The organism is Thermomicrobiales bacterium (genome assembly GCA_023954495.1).
In the GTDB taxonomy this organism is placed as follows: Bacteria; Chloroflexota; Chloroflexia; order Thermomicrobiales; family CFX8; genus JAMLIA01.
This window is the reverse complement of the sequence record JAMLIA010000069.1, coordinates 1-16867: the sequence shown is the minus strand read 5'-3', so window position 1 is coordinate 16867 and position 16867 is coordinate 1. Positions and strand designations below refer to the sequence as shown.

Genomic DNA, 16867 nt, shown 5'->3' with positions numbered 1-16867 from the left:
AAGGGCGGCAGGTACTCGCCGTCCCAGTCCGTCATCTCCCCGACCGCGACCGGCTGGAGTGCGTCGTCCAGGCGCACGACCCGCAGCGATGCAGGCTGGCGGGCGTACGGTGGCGCGACGACGTCGGTATCCGGCCGGCCGGGCGGCAGGTCGATTGAGCTATCGGTCTCGTGCAAATTCAGCGCGTACACGGCCGGGCGCTGGCCAGAGTCGGGCACCATCTCCCGGAAGGCATCCAGTTCCTGCAGGCGATAGGCGTACAGCCGGTTACCGGCGTCGGGCCGCCGCAGAATCGCCCAGTCCGGCTGGGAGTCATCGGCCCACATTTCGTCAATGATCTCGTCGAGGGTCAGGCTCGCGTCGAACAAGCGATACGTTTCGCCGACGTACCAGGTAATCTGCATGGAGCGCTCACTTCCTCAGGCTGGAGGTGTCAGCGATGTGAAGATGTCCGAGACTGGATCGACCGCTGTCCCGCCGCTGACGGTGATGCGGTAGACATCGGGTGGCAGCGGATCGAACGACACCTGCTGCCACTCGTCGTCGGCAGATAGCAGCGTCTTGCGGCCGACCTCTGCGTTGGTCGTGACGCTCTCGATCACCGCCTCGGTCGCAGTCCCGGTGACGCTCGGACGCACACGGACGTCGATCGGCTCGTCGGTCCAGTAGATGTCGTCGATATCCAGCGACAGCGTGATGTTGAGGATGCCGGGTGCGCGGTACTCGCCCAGCGGATCGTAGAGGCCGAAGATTGCGCCCTTCAGGTGCGTCAGACCGGCGTCGGCGTTCTGCAGGGACGCGTGCCGGTCGGCGGCGAACATGCCCTGCGCCGAGCCTTCCAGTTCGATCGGCGTCGCCGAGGCGCGCGGCACCGTGCCGTCACCCAGGTCGTCATGCACGCTGCCGTCGGCATAGGTGTACTGGCGCAGCATCTTGACCTTGCCGCCATCGAGGCTGCCGGACTGGTTGGTCGGCTGCTCGACACCGACGATCGGGAAGATCTTGTAGCCGCGCTCGCGGTACTCGTCGTCCTGCCGATGGCGGTCGACTGCGTCGCGGATCTCGTTGTGGAAATCGAGCGCCGCAGCAGCACGGGCCGGATCGACGTTCGGGATGCCGGTCGTCTCGCCGATGCGCACCCACGGACTCCCACCACCCGCCGAGTAGCAGCGGTAGATCGGCAGCAGCTGGTAGACCGATGGGAACGACCGGACCGTCTCGGAGAGATCGAGCAGGTGGCGCGGGCCCTTGTAGCACCCGTTGGAGATCGTATCGAGCGCATTGACTGAGCCGCGATAGGGCGTGCCAAATGTCAGCAGCGCGCGGGTGTCGCGCCAGCCTTCGAGGCACTCCAGGTAATAGCGCGCGACCAGTCCGCCCATCGAGTGCCCGACGATAATCAGCTTGGCGTTGGGGTTGTTTGTGTCCTGCCGACGGCGGCGCAGCAGCTCGCCGGCCTCCGTCTGCAGCCGCTTCGCAGCCAGCCGGTTGTCGAGCCGCCAGTCGTAGGGGAACTCCAGAAAGTTGACTCCGGGTTTGACCTCGAAGACGGCCTGTATCGTGTCGCTGATCTTGCGATAGCCGTCGATCTTCCACAGGCCCGGCACGATGTGGACGTCCGGCATCAACCGCTTCGGCGTGATGCCGTCTTGCGGATCGACGTGCCCAGCACCGGGCGGCAGACGCAGATCCTTCAGGCTGTCGCCGCGACTGAACAGCGCTGCAATCGCCGCGCCGGTCGAGACATCCCAAACATCCTTGCGCCCTCTGCGCAGCGCACTACCCATGATTCCGGGGATGAGAACAATGACGTCAGGCATCGGAATGCGTGGCATTGGCGCCTCCTGCTGCTTTGCCTGTTGTTATGTGTACTCATCATATGGGGTACGAGTCCGATGTCAATCTTTCGGCTCTGCGCCAAATTGCCTGGCAGTTGGTTGTGGCTCAGGTTGGCCGCGCGATGACATACAGCTCGACTGCGTGCCCGTTGTAGTCGGACAGGCCGGCGTGACACATGCCGACCTTCTCCAGCACCCGCCCCGAGGCGATGTTCTCCGGGATGATTACGGCCACGATCTCATCGGCAGGGAGCGATTCGAAGCCGTAGCGCAGCAGGCCGGCGGCCAGCTCGGTCGCGTAGCCCTTGCCCCAGACGGACTGGCGGAAGTAGTAGCCGATCTCGACCGGGTTGCCGCCGCCGATCGGCGCGTGCATCAGCGTTGCCCCGCCGATGACGCGGCCGGTGTCTGCCTCAACGGTCGCCCAGAAACCGAGGCTGCTCGTTGGATCGTCCCGCTCAATGCGCGCCGCGAGCCAGGTGCGGGCTTCGTCGCGCGTGGTGCAGGCCATGTAATCGGGCAGGTAGCGCGTGACGTCGGGGTCGCGGTTGATCGCGAACACATCGTCCAGGTCGCCGTGCTCCCACGGTCGGACGACGAGGCGCTCAGTACGGAAGATCACAGCCATGCGCGGCCCTTTCGGCAAACGGCAGCCACCTCGACCGCCGTTATACTAGCCTGACGAGACATTGGACAGGGAGGAGCGGGACGCATGCGCATCGGGATCATGTTGCTGTCAGGAGGCACCCCGGCAGACATCACCCAGCAGGTCGTTGAGGCCGAGGAACACGGGTTCGACAGCGTCTGGCTGGCGAACATTCGCGGCGTCGACGCCCTCACCGCACTGGCGGTCGCTGGTGCGCAGACGCAGCGCATCGAGCTCGGCACGTTCGTCGTGCCCACCTACCCGCGCCACCCAACCTCGCTGGCGCAGCAGGCGCTGACCGTGCAGTCCGCGACCGGCAACCGACTGGCGCTCGGCATCGGCCTCAGCCACCGCGTGTCGATGGAGCAGGGGCTGGGCTTCGACTGGAACCACCCGATCCGCCACATGCGCGAATACCTCGCCACGCTCACGCCGCTGCTGGCGCAGGAGAACGTGCAGTTCGAGGGCGATGAGTACACGGTGCGCGGCTATCAGCTGACGCTGGCCGGTGCAGAGCCACCGCCCGTGCTGGTCGCGGCGCTCGGACCGCAGATGCTGAAGCTCACCGGCCGCATGGCCGACGGCACCGCCATCTGGCTCGGCGGCCCGCGCTACATCGCCGAGACGGCGACACCGACGATCCAGGCTGCCGCCGCAGAGGCAGGCCGCTCCGCACCCCGCATCGTCGCCGGTGTGCCGATCTGTGTTACCGACAACGCCGACGACATCCGCGAGCGCGTCGCGCAGGTCTACGTGCGCTACGGCGAGCTGCCGTCCTACCGCGCGATACTCGACCGCGAGGGCGCAGCCGGGCCGGCTGACATCTCGCTGATCGGCGACGAAGCCACCGTCCGCGCCGGCCTCGCCGCCATGGCCAACGCCGGTGTCACCGACTTCGCCGCCTCCCTCTTCATCCCGCGCAGCGAAGACCGCGCTCGCACGCTGGCCGTGCTGCAGGAGGCCCAGTCGGCGTAGCCGCCAGTCGGGAACGAGGCCATTCCCTGTTCCCGATCCCTAAGGGATTGGGAATCAGGGAATCAGGGAATGTGCTGGGAATCGAGACCAGTTGAACATTAATGCTGCCGATCTGGCGTTGTCTTTTCGTCGATTGACGAGCCGGTACGTCGGCTATACCATCGCCGCACAAAGCAACAAATTCCTCATGACCGTATAAGGAGTGCTGGCGGCGATGAACGTCGAGACAATCCTGTCACAAATCGACCTGGGCGCGATGGCGTTACCAGAGTTTCAGCGTGGCTACGTCTGGAACCGCGATCAGGTTCGTGGGCTCATGGATTCGCTCTATCGCCAGCATCCGGTCGGGGGCTTGCTGGTCTGGGTCACCAAGACCGAGTTGGCATCGGCACGCGGAGACGGACAGCTCTCAGCCGGATCAGTCGAGCTGCTGCTCGACGGCCAGCAGCGAATCACGTCGCTCTACGGAATCATCCGCGGCAAACCACCCGAATTCTTCGAGGGCAACAAGCAGGCGTTTACTGATCTGTACTTCAATCTCGACGACGAAACCTTCGAGTTCTATGGTCCAGTCAAAATGCGCGACAACCCGGCCTGGATTAATGTCACCCAACTGATGCAGGAGGGTGCCGGTCCAACAATTCGCCGCCTGTCGCGGATTACTGACCTTGATGACGATGTTGCTGATCTCTATTTCGAGCGCGTCAATCGCATCGACAATATCAAGAAGATCGACCTTCACATCGAAAAGGTCGCTGGTGACGACAAGACAGTGGATGTCGTTGTCGACATCTTCAACAAAGTCAATAGCGGCGGCACCAAGCTCTCCAAGGGTGATCTGGCGCTGGCGAAGATCTGCGCAGAATGGCCCGATGCACGGAAGGCGATGCAGAAACGTCTGACGAAGTGGGAGCAGGCAGGTTTCACATTCCGACTGGAATGGCTGCTGCGCTGCATAAACGCGATCATCACCGGTGAGGCCATGTTCACGGTGCTGGCTAACGTCGGTCCTGCCGACGTGCAGCGCGGGCTGGAGCAGAGCGAGGGAGGGCAAGTGATCGACACGCTCCTGAACCTCGTTTCATCGCGCCTTGGTCTCGATCACGATCGCGTTCTGGGGAGTCGCTACTCGTTCCCGCTACTCGCCCATTACGTCGTCCGGCGCGGTGGACGGTTGAGCGACGCTCGCGAGCGCGACAAGCTGCTCTACTGGTACGTTCACACATTTCTCTGGGGTCGCTACGCTGGTCTGACAGAGTCGGTCCTCAATCAGGATCTCGGGCTGGATCGAAGATCTCGAAGGCGGGATTGAGCGCCTGATCGAGCAACTGCGCCGAAATCGCGGCGATCTGACAATCCATGCCAACGACTTCCTCGGCTGGAGCCGGGGTGCACGATTCTATCCGCTGCTCTACATGCTGACTCGCGTCTACCACGCTCAGGATTGGGAGACGGGATTCGAGCTCTCAAGCAACCTGTTGGGGCGGCTCAGCAGCCTGCAAATGCATCACATCTTCCCGCGTGCGCTGCTCTACAAGCACGGCTACAAGATGGATGAAGTCAACTCGCTGGCGAACTTTACGTTCCTCACCCAGGAGACGAACCTGATCGTCTCCGACAAGGACCCGGCGGAATACCTCGAACGCTACGCGCAACTGCACCCCGGAGCGATTGAGTCACACTGGATCCCGACGGATCGAAGGCTGTGGCGGATCGAGAACTATCTGGAGTTTCTAGCTGCGCGACGTGAACTGCTGGCTCGTGCCGCCAACCAGTTCCTCGACGGCTTGCTGTCCGGCAGATCGGAACAGGCTGTCTCAGCTCCGGCTGTCATGACCACAACTCGCCAGCACATCCCATCCAACGTCGCACTGGAAGATGAAGAGCAAGCGATTATCGATACTGCCGAGTGGATACACCAGCACGGACTGCCAACGGGCGAAATGCTCTACGAGCTCGCAGACCCCGATACAAGCGAGCCACTGGCAATCTTCGATCTTGCGTGGCCGGAGGGACTTCAGGAAGGGCTCAGCCAGCCTGTCGCACTGCTGCTCAATGAGTCGGAGGCAATGGAGCGCCTCGCCAACGACGCAGGATTCCGCTACTTCACGTCCGTCGCCACATTCCGCGATTACGTCCAGCGCGAGATTCTTGCTGAACACATGGAAAACGTCGCCGATTAGCAGATCACTCCCGCTCGAGATCTTCACCGACGAGGTGAGGCACATTCCCCGATTCCCTGTTCCCGATCCCTTAGGGACCGGGAATGGGGAATGTGCAGAGTTCGGCAACTGGCACTCAAGGGGCGTGGGCCAAACTGACGTGTGCGATACGCCCTATATTGACGGCACAACATCTACGTTTTTAAACACATATCATACGGATCGGCATACGTTCCTCATCATGTAGGGGCGTATTGCATACGCCCGTTTGGGTTACTGCCCCCTGCATCCACGCACCAACACGTGCATCCATACACTCCGAACGCCTACGCGCCACAAGCCGACCTATCATCGTCCCCGATTCCCTGTTCTCGATCCCAAGGGATTGGGAATCAGGGAATGCCCCACTCAACGCGTGTAGTCACCCCCGCTCGACCACATACGTCACGACCGGCACGTCTTTGAACTCACCGACACCCGTTTCGCGGAAGCCAGCCTTCACAAGCACGCGGCGGGAGGCGGCGTTGTCGGGGTGGGCGAAGCTGATGATGCGTGAGACTGGCAGTGTGGAGAACGCATAGGAGAGCAGGGCGGTGGCCAGCTCGGTCGCGTAGCCGCGTCCCCAGACCGAACGAGCCAGATGAAACCCGACCTCGATGTCCTCGACGCCGTTCATGACGACCGGCTTCAGGATCGCCGTCCCAATCGCAGCGCCACCACCAGGCAGCTCAACCGCCCAACTACCGGTCGCCGCGGTCGGATCAGCCTCGGCAACGAACCTGGTCAGCCAGGCACGCGTGACCTCGATGTCCGCGTCCGCCGGACCGGAGAACAGATACCGCTGCACCTCCGGCTCGCCATAGATCGCGAAGGCCGCCGCGACATCACGCTCACTCGCCGTCCACGGCCGCACACGCAATCGCGCCGTCCGAAAGATCTCAGCCATGTTCCCTGCTCGCCGTCCACGGCACATTCCCTGATTCCCCATTCCCGATCCCTTAGGGACCGGGAATGGGAATCGACCCTGGGGGTCGAACACCCCCTCCCAACGTTGGGAGAGGGGGCAGGGGGTGAGGGCCACTCCCCATCACTTCCCCAGCTTGCGTCCGATAATTCCCGGCTACCCCAGCCGGGCTGTCAGCCACTTCGACGCCGGCGGCGTTGAGGGCTTCGATCTTCTCCTGCGCTGTGCCGGTGCCGCCAGAGATGATCGCGCCGGCGTGGCCCGCTGCGCTTGCCCGAGGTGCCGTACGGCCAGCGATGAAGCCTTCGCCATCGGCTTGGTCACGTTCGACTTGATGAACTCGGCGGCGTCGTTCTCGTCGGTGCCGCCGATCTCGCCGATCATGACGATCGCCTCGGTCTCCGGGTCGTTCTCGAACATCTCCAGCACGTCGATAAACTTGGTGCCGATGATCGGATCACCGCCGATGCCGACGACGGTCGACTGGCCGAGGCCAGACTGCGTCAGCGACCAGACCGCCTCGTAAGTGAGCGTGCCGGAGCGCGAGACGAGGCCGACCTTACCGGGCGTGTGGATGTAGCCCGGCATGATGCCGATCTTCGCCTGACCCGGCGTGATCAACCCTGGGCAGTTCGGCCCGATCAGGCGCGCGCCACGGCGCTGGACGTGGTCGTAGACCTTGACCATGTCGTTGGTCGGGATGTTCTCGCTGATGCAGATGATCAGCTTGATGCCGTTGTCGGCTGCTTCGAGGATCGCGTCCGGTGCGAAGGCCGCCGGGACGAAGATGATCGAGGTGTCTGCGCCGGTCTTCTCGACCGCCTGCGCGACCGTGTCGAACACAGGCACGCCGCTCACCTCGCGGCCACTGCGGCCCGGCGTGACGCCGGCGACGACGGGTGTGCCGTACTCAACCATCTGGATCGTGTGGAAGCTGGCCTCGCGGCCGGTAATGCCCTGGACCAGCAGCCGCGTTTCGTTGCCTACCAGAATACTCATCTGTTCTCCTACTGCGCGACTGCGACGGCCTGCTGAGCCGCTTCACTCATCGTCTCGTAACTGCTCAACCCAGCGTCAGCGAGGATCTTGCGGCCCTCGGCCTGATTCGTGCCGACCAGCCGGATAACCATCGGCACGTTGACGCCGACGGTGTTCATCGCCTCAACGATGCCCTGCGCGACCAGATCGCCACGGGTAATGCCGCCAAAGATGTTGAACAGGATCGCCTTGACGTTCGTATCTTCCAGAATCATCTGCAGCGCCATCGCGACCTGCTCGGCACTCGCACCGCCGCCGACATCGAGGAAGTTGGCCGGCTCGCCGCCGTAGAGCTTGACGGCGTCCATCGTCGCCATCGCCAGCCCAGCGCCATTGACGACGCAGCCGATATTGCCATCCAGCTTGACGAAGGAGATGCCGTTCGCCTTGGCGCGCAGCTCTGTCTCGTTCTCCTCGGCCATGTCGCGGAGATCTTCGAAACCCGGGTGACGTGGCAGCGCGTTATCATCGATCGTCACCTTGGAGTCGAGTGCCATCCACTGCCGATCCCTGGTCAGGATCAGCGGGTTGATCTCGGCCAGTGATGCGTCGGAGCCGACGAACGCGGCGTACAGCTGCTTGGCAATCTTCGCGAAGCCGTTGATCAGATCCGGCTCAATGCCCAGATCGAACGCTACCTGGCGCGCCTGATAGTCGAGCAGACCCATCTGGCGATCCGCCGTCATCCGAATGATCTTCTCCGGCGTCTCGCGGGCGACCTCTTCAATATCAACGCCGCCCTCGGCGCTGGCCATCAGGGTAATACCGCTCGCGCCACGATCGAGGATGATACCGAGGTAATACTCGCGCTCGATCTCAACGGCCGGAACGACGTACACCTTCTGCACGACATGCCCACGAATATCCATACCGAGAATCTGGCCGGCCCTGTCGCGCGCCTCATCCGGCGACGACGCCAGCTTGATCCCACCGGCTTTGCCCCGGCCTCCGGTATGGACTTGCGCCTTGATCGCGACCGTCCCCTGTGGTCCGACAAGCCGCTCTATTGCCGCGGCGGCGGCATCCGCCGTCGTCACGACCTCACCTGCGTTGACCGGTATCCCGTACTCGGCCAACAGCTCCGCCGCCTGATATTCGTGGATATTCACGCGCTGGCGCCTCCTTTTCCCGCAGTGCTGGACAATACCTGCCCAGCAATCGGATGATAGCATTGCATCTTCTTCGGTTGCTCGTTTCAATCGCGCGGCATCGTTCTTGATATTTCCGCTGCAAATAGCGACGTCAATCGAGGCGCTGTCGTTCAGGGAGGGTTTGCAACATGTTCCAACGCGAAGAGAGTCGTCACGATCTGGCCTTTATGGCCGGCGTGATTATCGGTGCCATCTCCGGCGCAATTGCCGCGCTCGCGCTGACACCAATGTCTGGCGCGGAGACACGCGAGAAGCTGCGGGAGACATCCAGCAATCTCGGTCCGGTCAAGGACAAGGTCACGACGACGGCCAGCCAGGCTGTCGCGCCGGTCAAGGAGAAAGCCGCCGGGGCGGTCAGCGCGGCCAGCCAGGCCGTCGGCCCGATGAAGGAGAAGGCTGCCGACGCCGTCAGCTCCGCCAGCCAGGCCGTCGGACCGGTGAAGGAGAAGGCCGCCGAGTTCGCGGCGAAGTCACCGCTGCCGGTGGGCAGCAAGCATGACGAGCAGGATGTCGTCATGAGCGAGGACGTTGCTCGTGACGCGGTGGACGACGCTGTCGACGCAGCGTCCGACGCCGCAGAGGCAGCTCAGGATGCGGCGAAGGACGCAGCGGCCAAGGTCGAAGACGCGACGTCCTGATCGGGTCGCCAGCGAGAGCGTATCGATAATGCTGATTGTCTGGCCATCGACAGCTCCGTTCGATGGCCAGTCTCATCCCCTCACCCACTGAAAGGTTGTTGCAATGCTTGGCAGGATGCGCACTGCGCTGAAGTTCTTTTCCGTCGGATTGGCTGCCGGCGTCCTCTTCGCGCCACGCGGCGGAGCTGAGACCCGCCACCAGATCCGCGCCTGGATCATGCGCGAGAACTGATCGACTCCTCCCACCCGCTGATCCAGCCAAGGAGCTTCGGTGATTCCGATTGGAGACGACAATCGCGCACGACGCCGGACACCGGTCGTTGTCTACGCGATCATCGTTCTGAACGTCGTCGTCTTCCTCTATGAGCTCTCGCTGCAGGCGCAAGGTGGCGACTCGCTCGGCCGGTTCATCTACTCCTGGGGCGCAATCCCGTTGGAGCTCGCCCACATGGAGGACTTCCCACCCTCGATCTCGCTCCCGATCTGGGCCACCGGGTTCAGCTCGATGTTCATCCACGGCGGCTGGCTGCACATCATCGGCAACATGTTGTTCCTCTGGGTCTTCGGCGATAACGTCGAGGACGCCCTCGGGCACGCTCGCTTCATCATCTTCTATCTGATCTGTGGCATCGGCGCGGTCGCGCTGCAGGTGCTGGTAGACACCAGCTCGACACAACCGATGGTCGGCGCGAGCGGCGCGATCTCCGGCGTGCTGGCGGCCTACCTGGTGCTGTTCCCGCACGGACGCGTGCGGGTGCTGATCTGGCTGGGCATCTTCGTAACGGTCATCTCGCTGCCGGCGCTGATCGTCATCGGCTTCTGGATTGTGCTGCAGTTCATCAGCGGGTTCGCGAGTGTCGGGCCAGATACTGCGCAAGCAGGTGGCGTCGCCTACTTCGCGCACATCGGCGGGTTCATCACCGGCCTGGTAGCGATCTGGCTGTTCCGTAACCACCGCCCACGTCGTGCTCGATACCGCCGATAGCCAGTATTACGTCGACGGGCGGATCAGATAGATCGCGTGGCGGCCGCTATCCAGCACGTAGAGCGAGCCATCCAGCCCGACCGTGACGGCGGCGGGGCGGTCGAAGCCGGAGGCGAACTCGACGACCGCGCCGGCGGGCGGGCCGGTCGTGGGCGTCGCGGCGTCGTTGAGCGTCGGCATCAGGCGCACGAGCCGCCCGCCCGAGCTGCCATCCCGCACGACGGCCAACAGGTCCGTCGCTGGATCACCGGCCAGCCCGTCGGAGCGGTAGAGCAGCAACCGCACGACCGAGGCATCCGCGCCGAGCGTCGCCAGGTCCATGCGCTCCTGCTCAGCTCCAGTCTCGGCATTGATCCGCACCAGGCTCCCCTGCGCGTTGACTGTCCAGATCGCACCAGACGGATCGACCAGCACCGGCCCGGACGACGACGACAGCCGCGCGACCCAGGTGACACCTCCGCGCTCGGCCACGGTCTGCAGATCACGCCCGTCTACCTCGGTCTCGGGCGTGGCCGTTGACGCGGCCCTCCCCGCGACCGTAACACCCGCGTCCGAACCAGCAGTCAACGCGACACTCGATCGCTGCATCGCCTCGCTCACGAGCACCGAGCTGCGATCGACCTGACCATCCGCGTTGCTGTCCTCGTAGCGGGTGACACCGCTGTCATCGACAACGTAGAGAGATGTGCCCGACCAGGTGATGGCAACCGGATTCACCAACTGCTCGACAAATGGCTGCAACGCCGCATCGCCGGCCTGGCGCGGATCGTACAGATCAACCGAGCCGCTGGCGCGGAGCAGTGCGAGCCGCCCATCCGGCCCCTCGGCGATGTCAATCACGTCCTCGGCATTCACGCTCAGGCGCGATGCGGAATAGCCCTGCGGCACGGATAGATCGACCGGCTCACCGACCGGCAGGATCTCCGAAATCGACTCGCGCTTCGCTGCCGCCGCCGGGGCGCTGGCGTAGCGCCACTGGTAGTAGTGGCGACCACTGCGGGCCAGAGAGAAGCGCTCCCCTTCCGGCAGGCCGGGCGTGTAAACAACGACGTGGCGCTCGAAAAGCTGGACGAGGCTAACCCCGCCGCTGCCCTTGCCGGACTCCACCCAGTACGCTTCGCTGATCGGATGGCCCAGTGCCTCCAGCGGCGTCATACCATCGAGCGGCGCAGTCGCGAGCCAGCTGTCGAAGATGCCGGGCACGTTGTGGCCGGTCGCGTCATCGTAGCGAGTCAGGCTGACACGCTCGGGGGTCGTGCGCTCTTCGATGTCTCCGCCGGGGAGCAGCCAGGCAATGACAGTGCCGGAGGACTCAGTACGATCTGCCGCGCGCGACCGAACATCTTCGCTGAAGTCTGCATAGGTCACCGATTCGATGCTGCCTGTGGAGGGATGGAACAGCGCCACCTGCGCCGGATCGCTCCGCACGAATGAGTCATAGCCGACCTGGACATCGCCGGTCGCCATCTCGCGGACAAGCAGGCCGGTCGTGACCTCGTCCTCGCCGTCTTCGGACGCCAGCTCCATGCGACCGCGCTCGAAATACTCGACGAGCCGCCGGTTGCCGGGAGCGCCGGTGAACGGCTCGACGAGCGACGCAATCGGGCCATTGCCCCACAGGAGCGCCTGACCCTGCTCGCTTGTGCGCTGGAAATAGGCGACGAATGCGGGGTCCGCGATCGCAGATTGCTGGGTTGGCTCGACCGGCAGCAATGAAGCCGCGATCACAACGCCAATCGCCAATAGCACTATCCGCAACACGCCTGGTCCACTCGCAAGACGATCCCCAACCCGATGCTCACGACCGGGCTACCTGGTACAACGAACGACGACGCCCGTGGTTATGTGCGATCATGCACCAGTTCCAGTGTGTCCGATTCCTGTCCGATGGTACAGCGTGGGCCTGACCCTCGGTGCGATGGCTTGCATTGAGGGAACAGACCATAATCACGGCGTGGGGATAACCCGGCTGGATCACCTCCACGTCGGGCGTCGTCGTCGCTCACATCTTGCGGAGCATCTCAGTCAGGTTTCGTGGTTACATGCACGAGTACATGCCAGAACATGCAGTACCACCAGTTGCGGTCGGCACACTTCAGACACGGCTGTTCGCTGTGCGCGACGCCTGGCGTCAGCTGCTCACCGAGCGCTGCGGTCATTCGTCGGCACTGCCGAACGAGCTGCTGACCGACTTTGTCAACGCGCTCGCCAAGTTCGTCGCAACGTCGGACCTCACGATCCCGGCCCGTCTGGCCGAGGACTGGCGCACCAAGGTGCCGCTCAGCATCGAAGGCGTGGCCGCCACGTCCGGCGCGCTCGGCCTGCTGGGCGAGGCCCTGCTCAACGGCATCGGCCCTGTGCTCGACGAGAATGGTGATCCCATCCACGAATCGATCGCCACGCAGCTCCCGCCGTTTACGAGCATCTTCGGGCGCGCCCTCATCGCCGATACGGAATTTCAGCCCAGCGAGTCGTACTGGTACGAGATTTCGCGGCGGCTGACTGCCGAACGCGAGCGCCGCATCACGCAGCTGGCCATCCTCAACGATGTCTCGACCGCCCTCGCCTCGACGCTTTCGCTCGACGAGTTGGCAACGATCATCCACGAGCAGTGCGGTCGCCTGTTTGACACCACGAACTTCTACATTGCCACGCTCAGTAACGAGCCAGGCGAAATGCGCCTGATCTACCACCATTTTGGCGGGCGCCGCGTCGATAACGAGGGCGAGGACACGCTCCGGATCGGTCTGACGCGCCTCGTCATCGAGCGCGGCGAGCCGGTCATCTTCGACGATTACGTCGCCGCCTGCCGTGAACGCGGCATCACCGTCGCACCACGCATCGATCAGGACACCGTCTGGGCCTGGATCGGCGTCCCGATCATCGCCGACAACACGATCATCGGCCTGATGGCGATCCTCTCCGACCAGCGGACGTTTACGACCGAAGACGGCGCGCTGCTGGCAGCAGTCGCCCGACAGGCAGGTGCAGCGATTCAGAACGCGCGGCTCTATCAGGCGCAGATCATCCAGGCCAACCAGCTCATCGTTATCAACCGCATCGCCCGCGCGTTCGCGACGATCCGCGACCCGCGGCAGCTGGTTGAGGAGGCAGCCCGCCGGATCCAGTCCGCCTTCGGCTACAGCGTGGTCATGATCTTCCAGGCCAATCAGGCCGATGACCAGCTCGTCCTGCAGACCTTCACCGGCGTTGACGCCGCAGACGATCTGATCGGCTTCACCGTCCGGGCCGGCAAGGATGGCATCGTCGGCATGGCGGCCTCGGCCCGCACGCCGGTGGTCATCGACGACGTGCGCGCGAACCCGAACTACATCTCGCTGGGAGCCACCCAGCACATCCGCTCCGAAATCGCCGTGCCGCTGCTGCGCGAGGATCGGCTGCTCGGCGTGATTAACGTCGAGTCGCCCGAAGTCGGCGCGTTCTCCGAGCAGGATGTCAACGTCCTGACGACCATCGCCGACCAACTGGCAATTGCGCTGGAAAACGCCGAGCTGCTGCGTGAGGAGCAGAAGCGCCGCACCGAGGTCTCGCTCATCCTGAACGCATCGCAGGCCGCGAACTCCTCGCTGGTGCTCGACGACGTTCTGCAGCGCGTCGCCAGCGGCATCGCCGACGCGACCGGCCTGCCGTCCTGCGTCGTCTACCTCTTCGATGAGGACCGCACCCGGCTGCTACCTTCGGCGTACGTCGCCCGCGACGGCTCGCAGCTCGACACCGCCCGCATCAGCCAGGTCATCCCCAGTGGCGAGTCATCGCGGCTGCTCAAGCAGATCGCGATGAGCGCCCGCGAACCATGCGCGCTGGAGATGATGAGCTGCGATGTGCAGGACGATCTGGCGCGCGTGCTCTGCGCGAGCGCGGTCCTGGCCGTGCCGTTCCTCGTCCGCGATGAATGCCTCGGCTTCGCGCTGGTCGTCTCGCACGACGCCGCCTACCACTTCTCGAACCACCAGCTGCGCGTCGCCTTCGGCATCGCCGACTCCGCCGCGCTGGCGCTGGAAAATGCCCGGCTCTACGCACGATCGCACTCGCTCGGCATGGCCGAGGAGCGCATTCGCCTGGCCCGCGACATTCACGACGGCATCGCCCAGGGCCTCACCGCGATCTCGCTCCACCTCGAAGCCGCCGAGCAGATGTTCCCAGGCCGCCCCGAGAAGGCGCAGGCGAAGCTGCACCGCGCGCTGGAGCTCACCCGCGCCAACCTGGAGGACGCCCGCCGCTCGGTCCTCGACCTGCGAGCGAGCGCACTGCAGGAGCTGACGCTGGCCGATGCACTCCAGCACCGGCTCGGTCAGTTCGAGAAGGAAGAAGCCAGCGGGCTGGTCAGCACCTCGTTTACCACCGAGGCGGCCGGAGGTCGCGTCTCGTCTCGCCTGGAGCTGAGCCTCTACCGCATCTTCGAGGAAGCGCTCGACAACGTCGCCCGCCACGCCCACGCGACCCACATCGGCGTCCTGCTCCGCCGCACCGGCGAGCACATCGTCCTGGAGATTACCGACAACGGCTCGGGCTTCGATGTCAACGGCATCATGCAGAACCGCAAGCCGGGCGGGAAATTCGGGCTCATCGCCATCCGCGAGCGCGTCCGCCTGCTCCACGGCATCCTGACAGTGGATTCGTCCGCCGCCGGCACAACCCTGCGCGTGGAGGTGCCGTTCGAGGCGCAGTGGGGCACGGCAGATCTCCCAACAACCGACTCCGCCGCGTATGCGCACGGTGACGGATCGGGGTCATAATGCACAGCACAACACCCGCTACCCCTGGTAACTCGGGGCCGGAGAGGACGCGTCGCATGATCGATATCCTCGTCGTAGACGACCATCCCATCGTTCGCGAAGGGCTGGTGGCGATTCTCGAAGCCCAGCAGGATTTCAACGTCATCGCCGAGGGCAACGACGGCGCAGAAGCCATCGCGCTCTATAACCGCCTCAAGCCCGATGTCGTCCTGATCGACCTGCAGATGCCCAATGTCGATGGCGTCCAGGCGATCCAGCAGATCCGCGAAGGCGACGCCGAGGCCAAGATCGTCGTCCTGACCGCCTACGACACCGACGAGCGCATCCTGCAGGCCGTTCAGGCAGGAGCACGCGGCTACCTGCTGAAGGGCGCACCGCGCGACGAGATCTTCCGCGCCATCCGCGTCGTCCACATGGGCGGCTCGCTGCTGGAACCAGCCGTCGCCGGCAAGCTGCTCAGCCACGTCGGCGGCATCATGCGTGGCGAAAGCCGCGAGGAAGAGCTCACCTCCCGCGAGCTGGACGTGCTCAAGCTGATGGCCCGCGGCCTCCGCAACAAGGAGATCGCCGCCGAGCTCTTCATCACCGAGCGCACCGTGAAATTCCACGCCAACTCGATCTACCAGAAGCTCGACGTCAGCGGCCGCACCGAAGCCGTCTCCCGCGCCATTCAGCGCGGACTGGTGCAGGTGTAGGACCTCACCCCCCGGCCCCCTCTCCTCCGAGGAGAGGGGGTGTCCTGATGCCAGCAAACTGGCTGCCTCTTCTGAGATCGGCACCCAACCCCGTCAGTCTCACAACACCCCGCTCTTCCGAGGAAAGGGGGTGTCCTGATGCCAGCAAACTGGCTGCCTCTTCTGAGATCGGCACCCAAACTCTGTCGCCGATGACACCCCTCTCCTCGGAGGAGAGGGGCCGGGGGTGAGGTCCCATATGGTTCACTTCCCTCTCGTGAACGACGACGCTCCAACCAACCTCCGCCAAACGATCCTGCGCCACCTGCCGGCTGCGGCTGTGCTGGCGTTGGCGTGCGTGGTGATGACCTGGCCGCTGGTGCTGCACATGCAGGACACGCTGCTAACCTGGGGCGATCCGGTCTTTCAAGCGTGGACGATCGGCTGGAACTGGCACGCGCTGACGACCGATCCGCTGCACATCTTCGACACCAACATCATGTATCCGTGGCACAACACGCTGGCCTTCGCCGACCACCTGTTCGGCCAGTCGGCGCTGGTGATCCCGATCATGGCCATCACCAGCAACGCCGTGCTGGCCGACAACATCGCCGTGCTGATGGCGTTCTTCATGACCGGCTTCGCGATGTACCTGCTGGCCTACGACATCACCGGCAGCCGCGCCGCCGCGCTGGTGGCCGGCATCGCCTATGCCTTCGCCCCGTCACGCATGTCGCACCTGGAGCATCTCAACGTCCTCTCGGCGCAGTGGCCACCGCTGGCGCTGCTCTGCCTGCGCCGGATCGCTATCCCGCGACCCGCACGCTCTGCAGACGACGCGGCGACCGAGCCGCAGCCACGCGGTTGGCGCGCCGTCCGCGCCCGCTGGTACGTGCTGCTCGGCGTTGTCTTCTTCCTGCAGGGGCTGTTCGGCGTCTACTACCTCTATTTCACGATCATCACGCTCGTCATCGCCGCCGGCTTCTGGGCTGTCGTCGCCCTGCGCGAGCGCGACCCGAGCATCGTCCAGCGCATGCTG

16 protein-coding genes are annotated in these 16867 nt (G+C 64.3%); 9 read left to right on the top strand and 7 right to left on the bottom strand.

What is annotated here, in order from left to right; genetic code table 11:
- The 3 genes from M9890_12175 to M9890_12165 form a co-directional block, all read right to left on the bottom strand.
- On the bottom strand, window positions 1–404 hold a 404-nt coding region (locus tag M9890_12175; GenBank protein MCO5177708.1), incomplete at its 3' end, for a hypothetical protein.
- A 15-nt stretch (window positions 405–419) separates the two neighbouring features.
- Window positions 420–1835 (bottom strand): hypothetical protein, encoded by a 1416-nt coding sequence (locus tag M9890_12170; GenBank protein ID MCO5177707.1) that lies wholly within the window; start codon window positions 1833–1835, stop codon window positions 420–422.
- Between the two features lie 109 nt (window positions 1836–1944).
- Window positions 1945–2466: a GNAT family N-acetyltransferase gene (locus M9890_12165; GenBank protein ID MCO5177706.1), complete on the bottom strand. Its 522-nt coding sequence runs from the start codon at window positions 2464–2466 to the stop codon at window positions 1945–1947.
- 84 nt (window positions 2467–2550) lie between these two features.
- On the opposite strand from M9890_12165, the gene M9890_12160 reads away from it, so the two are divergent.
- The 3 genes from M9890_12160 (at window position 2551) to M9890_12150 (ending at window position 5642) form a co-directional block, all read left to right on the top strand.
- Window positions 2551–3459, top strand: a complete 909-nt coding sequence (locus tag M9890_12160) for a TIGR03564 family F420-dependent LLM class oxidoreductase (protein MCO5177705.1) — start codon at window positions 2551–2553, stop codon at window positions 3457–3459.
- Between the two features lie 214 nt (window positions 3460–3673).
- On the top strand, window positions 3674–4771 hold the full coding sequence (locus tag M9890_12155) for a DUF262 domain-containing protein (protein ID MCO5177704.1): 1098 nt from the start codon (window positions 3674–3676) through the stop codon (window positions 4769–4771).
- A gap of 103 nt (window positions 4772–4874) precedes the next feature.
- A complete protein-coding gene (locus tag M9890_12150) occupies window positions 4875–5642 on the top strand; it encodes a hypothetical protein (GenBank protein ID MCO5177703.1) in 768 nt (255 codons plus the stop codon).
- A gap of 400 nt (window positions 5643–6042) precedes the next feature.
- On the opposite strand, the gene M9890_12145 is transcribed toward M9890_12150, so the two are convergent.
- The 3 genes from M9890_12145 to sucC all read right to left on the bottom strand — a co-directional run bounded on the left by M9890_12145 (window position 6043) and on the right by sucC (window position 8732).
- Window positions 6043–6567, bottom strand: coding sequence for a GNAT family N-acetyltransferase (locus M9890_12145; GenBank protein ID MCO5177702.1), 525 nt, complete (start codon window positions 6565–6567; stop codon window positions 6043–6045).
- Between the two features lie 174 nt (window positions 6568–6741).
- Window positions 6742–7584, bottom strand: coding sequence for a succinate--CoA ligase subunit alpha (gene sucD / locus M9890_12140; protein MCO5177701.1), 843 nt, complete (start codon window positions 7582–7584; stop codon window positions 6742–6744).
- A gap of 8 nt (window positions 7585–7592) precedes the next feature.
- Window positions 7593–8732, bottom strand: coding sequence for an ADP-forming succinate--CoA ligase subunit beta (gene sucC / locus M9890_12135; protein ID MCO5177700.1), 1140 nt, complete (start codon window positions 8730–8732; stop codon window positions 7593–7595).
- Window positions 8733–8902: 170 nt separating this feature from the next.
- Between sucC and M9890_12130 the strand changes: the two genes are divergently transcribed.
- The 3 genes from M9890_12130 (at window position 8903) to M9890_12120 (ending at window position 10397) form a co-directional block, all read left to right on the top strand.
- On the top strand, window positions 8903–9412 hold the full coding sequence (locus M9890_12130) for a YtxH domain-containing protein (GenBank protein ID MCO5177699.1): 510 nt from the start codon (window positions 8903–8905) through the stop codon (window positions 9410–9412).
- A gap of 103 nt (window positions 9413–9515) precedes the next feature.
- Window positions 9516–9644, top strand: coding sequence for a YtxH domain-containing protein (locus tag M9890_12125; protein MCO5177698.1), 129 nt, complete (start codon window positions 9516–9518; stop codon window positions 9642–9644).
- A gap of 39 nt (window positions 9645–9683) precedes the next feature.
- The gene (locus tag M9890_12120) at window positions 9684–10397 is read left to right on the top strand and encodes a rhomboid family intramembrane serine protease (GenBank protein MCO5177697.1); all 714 of its coding nucleotides are present in this window, start codon (window positions 9684–9686) and stop codon (window positions 10395–10397) included.
- Window positions 10398–10403: 6 nt separating this feature from the next.
- On the opposite strand, the gene M9890_12115 is transcribed toward M9890_12120, so the two are convergent.
- Window positions 10404–12140, bottom strand: a complete 1737-nt coding sequence (locus M9890_12115) for a hypothetical protein (protein ID MCO5177696.1) — start codon at window positions 12138–12140, stop codon at window positions 10404–10406.
- A 311-nt stretch (window positions 12141–12451) separates the two neighbouring features.
- On the opposite strand from M9890_12115, the gene M9890_12110 reads away from it, so the two are divergent.
- From M9890_12110 to M9890_12100, 3 genes are all read left to right on the top strand, one after another.
- Complete coding sequence (locus tag M9890_12110) at window positions 12452–15154, top strand: GAF domain-containing protein (protein MCO5177695.1); 2703 nt, start codon at window positions 12452–12454, stop codon at window positions 15152–15154.
- 56 nt (window positions 15155–15210) lie between these two features.
- On the top strand, window positions 15211–15849 hold the full coding sequence (locus M9890_12105; GenBank protein MCO5177694.1) for a response regulator transcription factor: 639 nt from the start codon (window positions 15211–15213) through the stop codon (window positions 15847–15849).
- Between the two features lie 238 nt (window positions 15850–16087).
- Window positions 16088–16867: hypothetical protein (locus M9890_12100; GenBank protein ID MCO5177693.1), on the top strand; the 780-nt coding region annotated here is incomplete at its 3' end.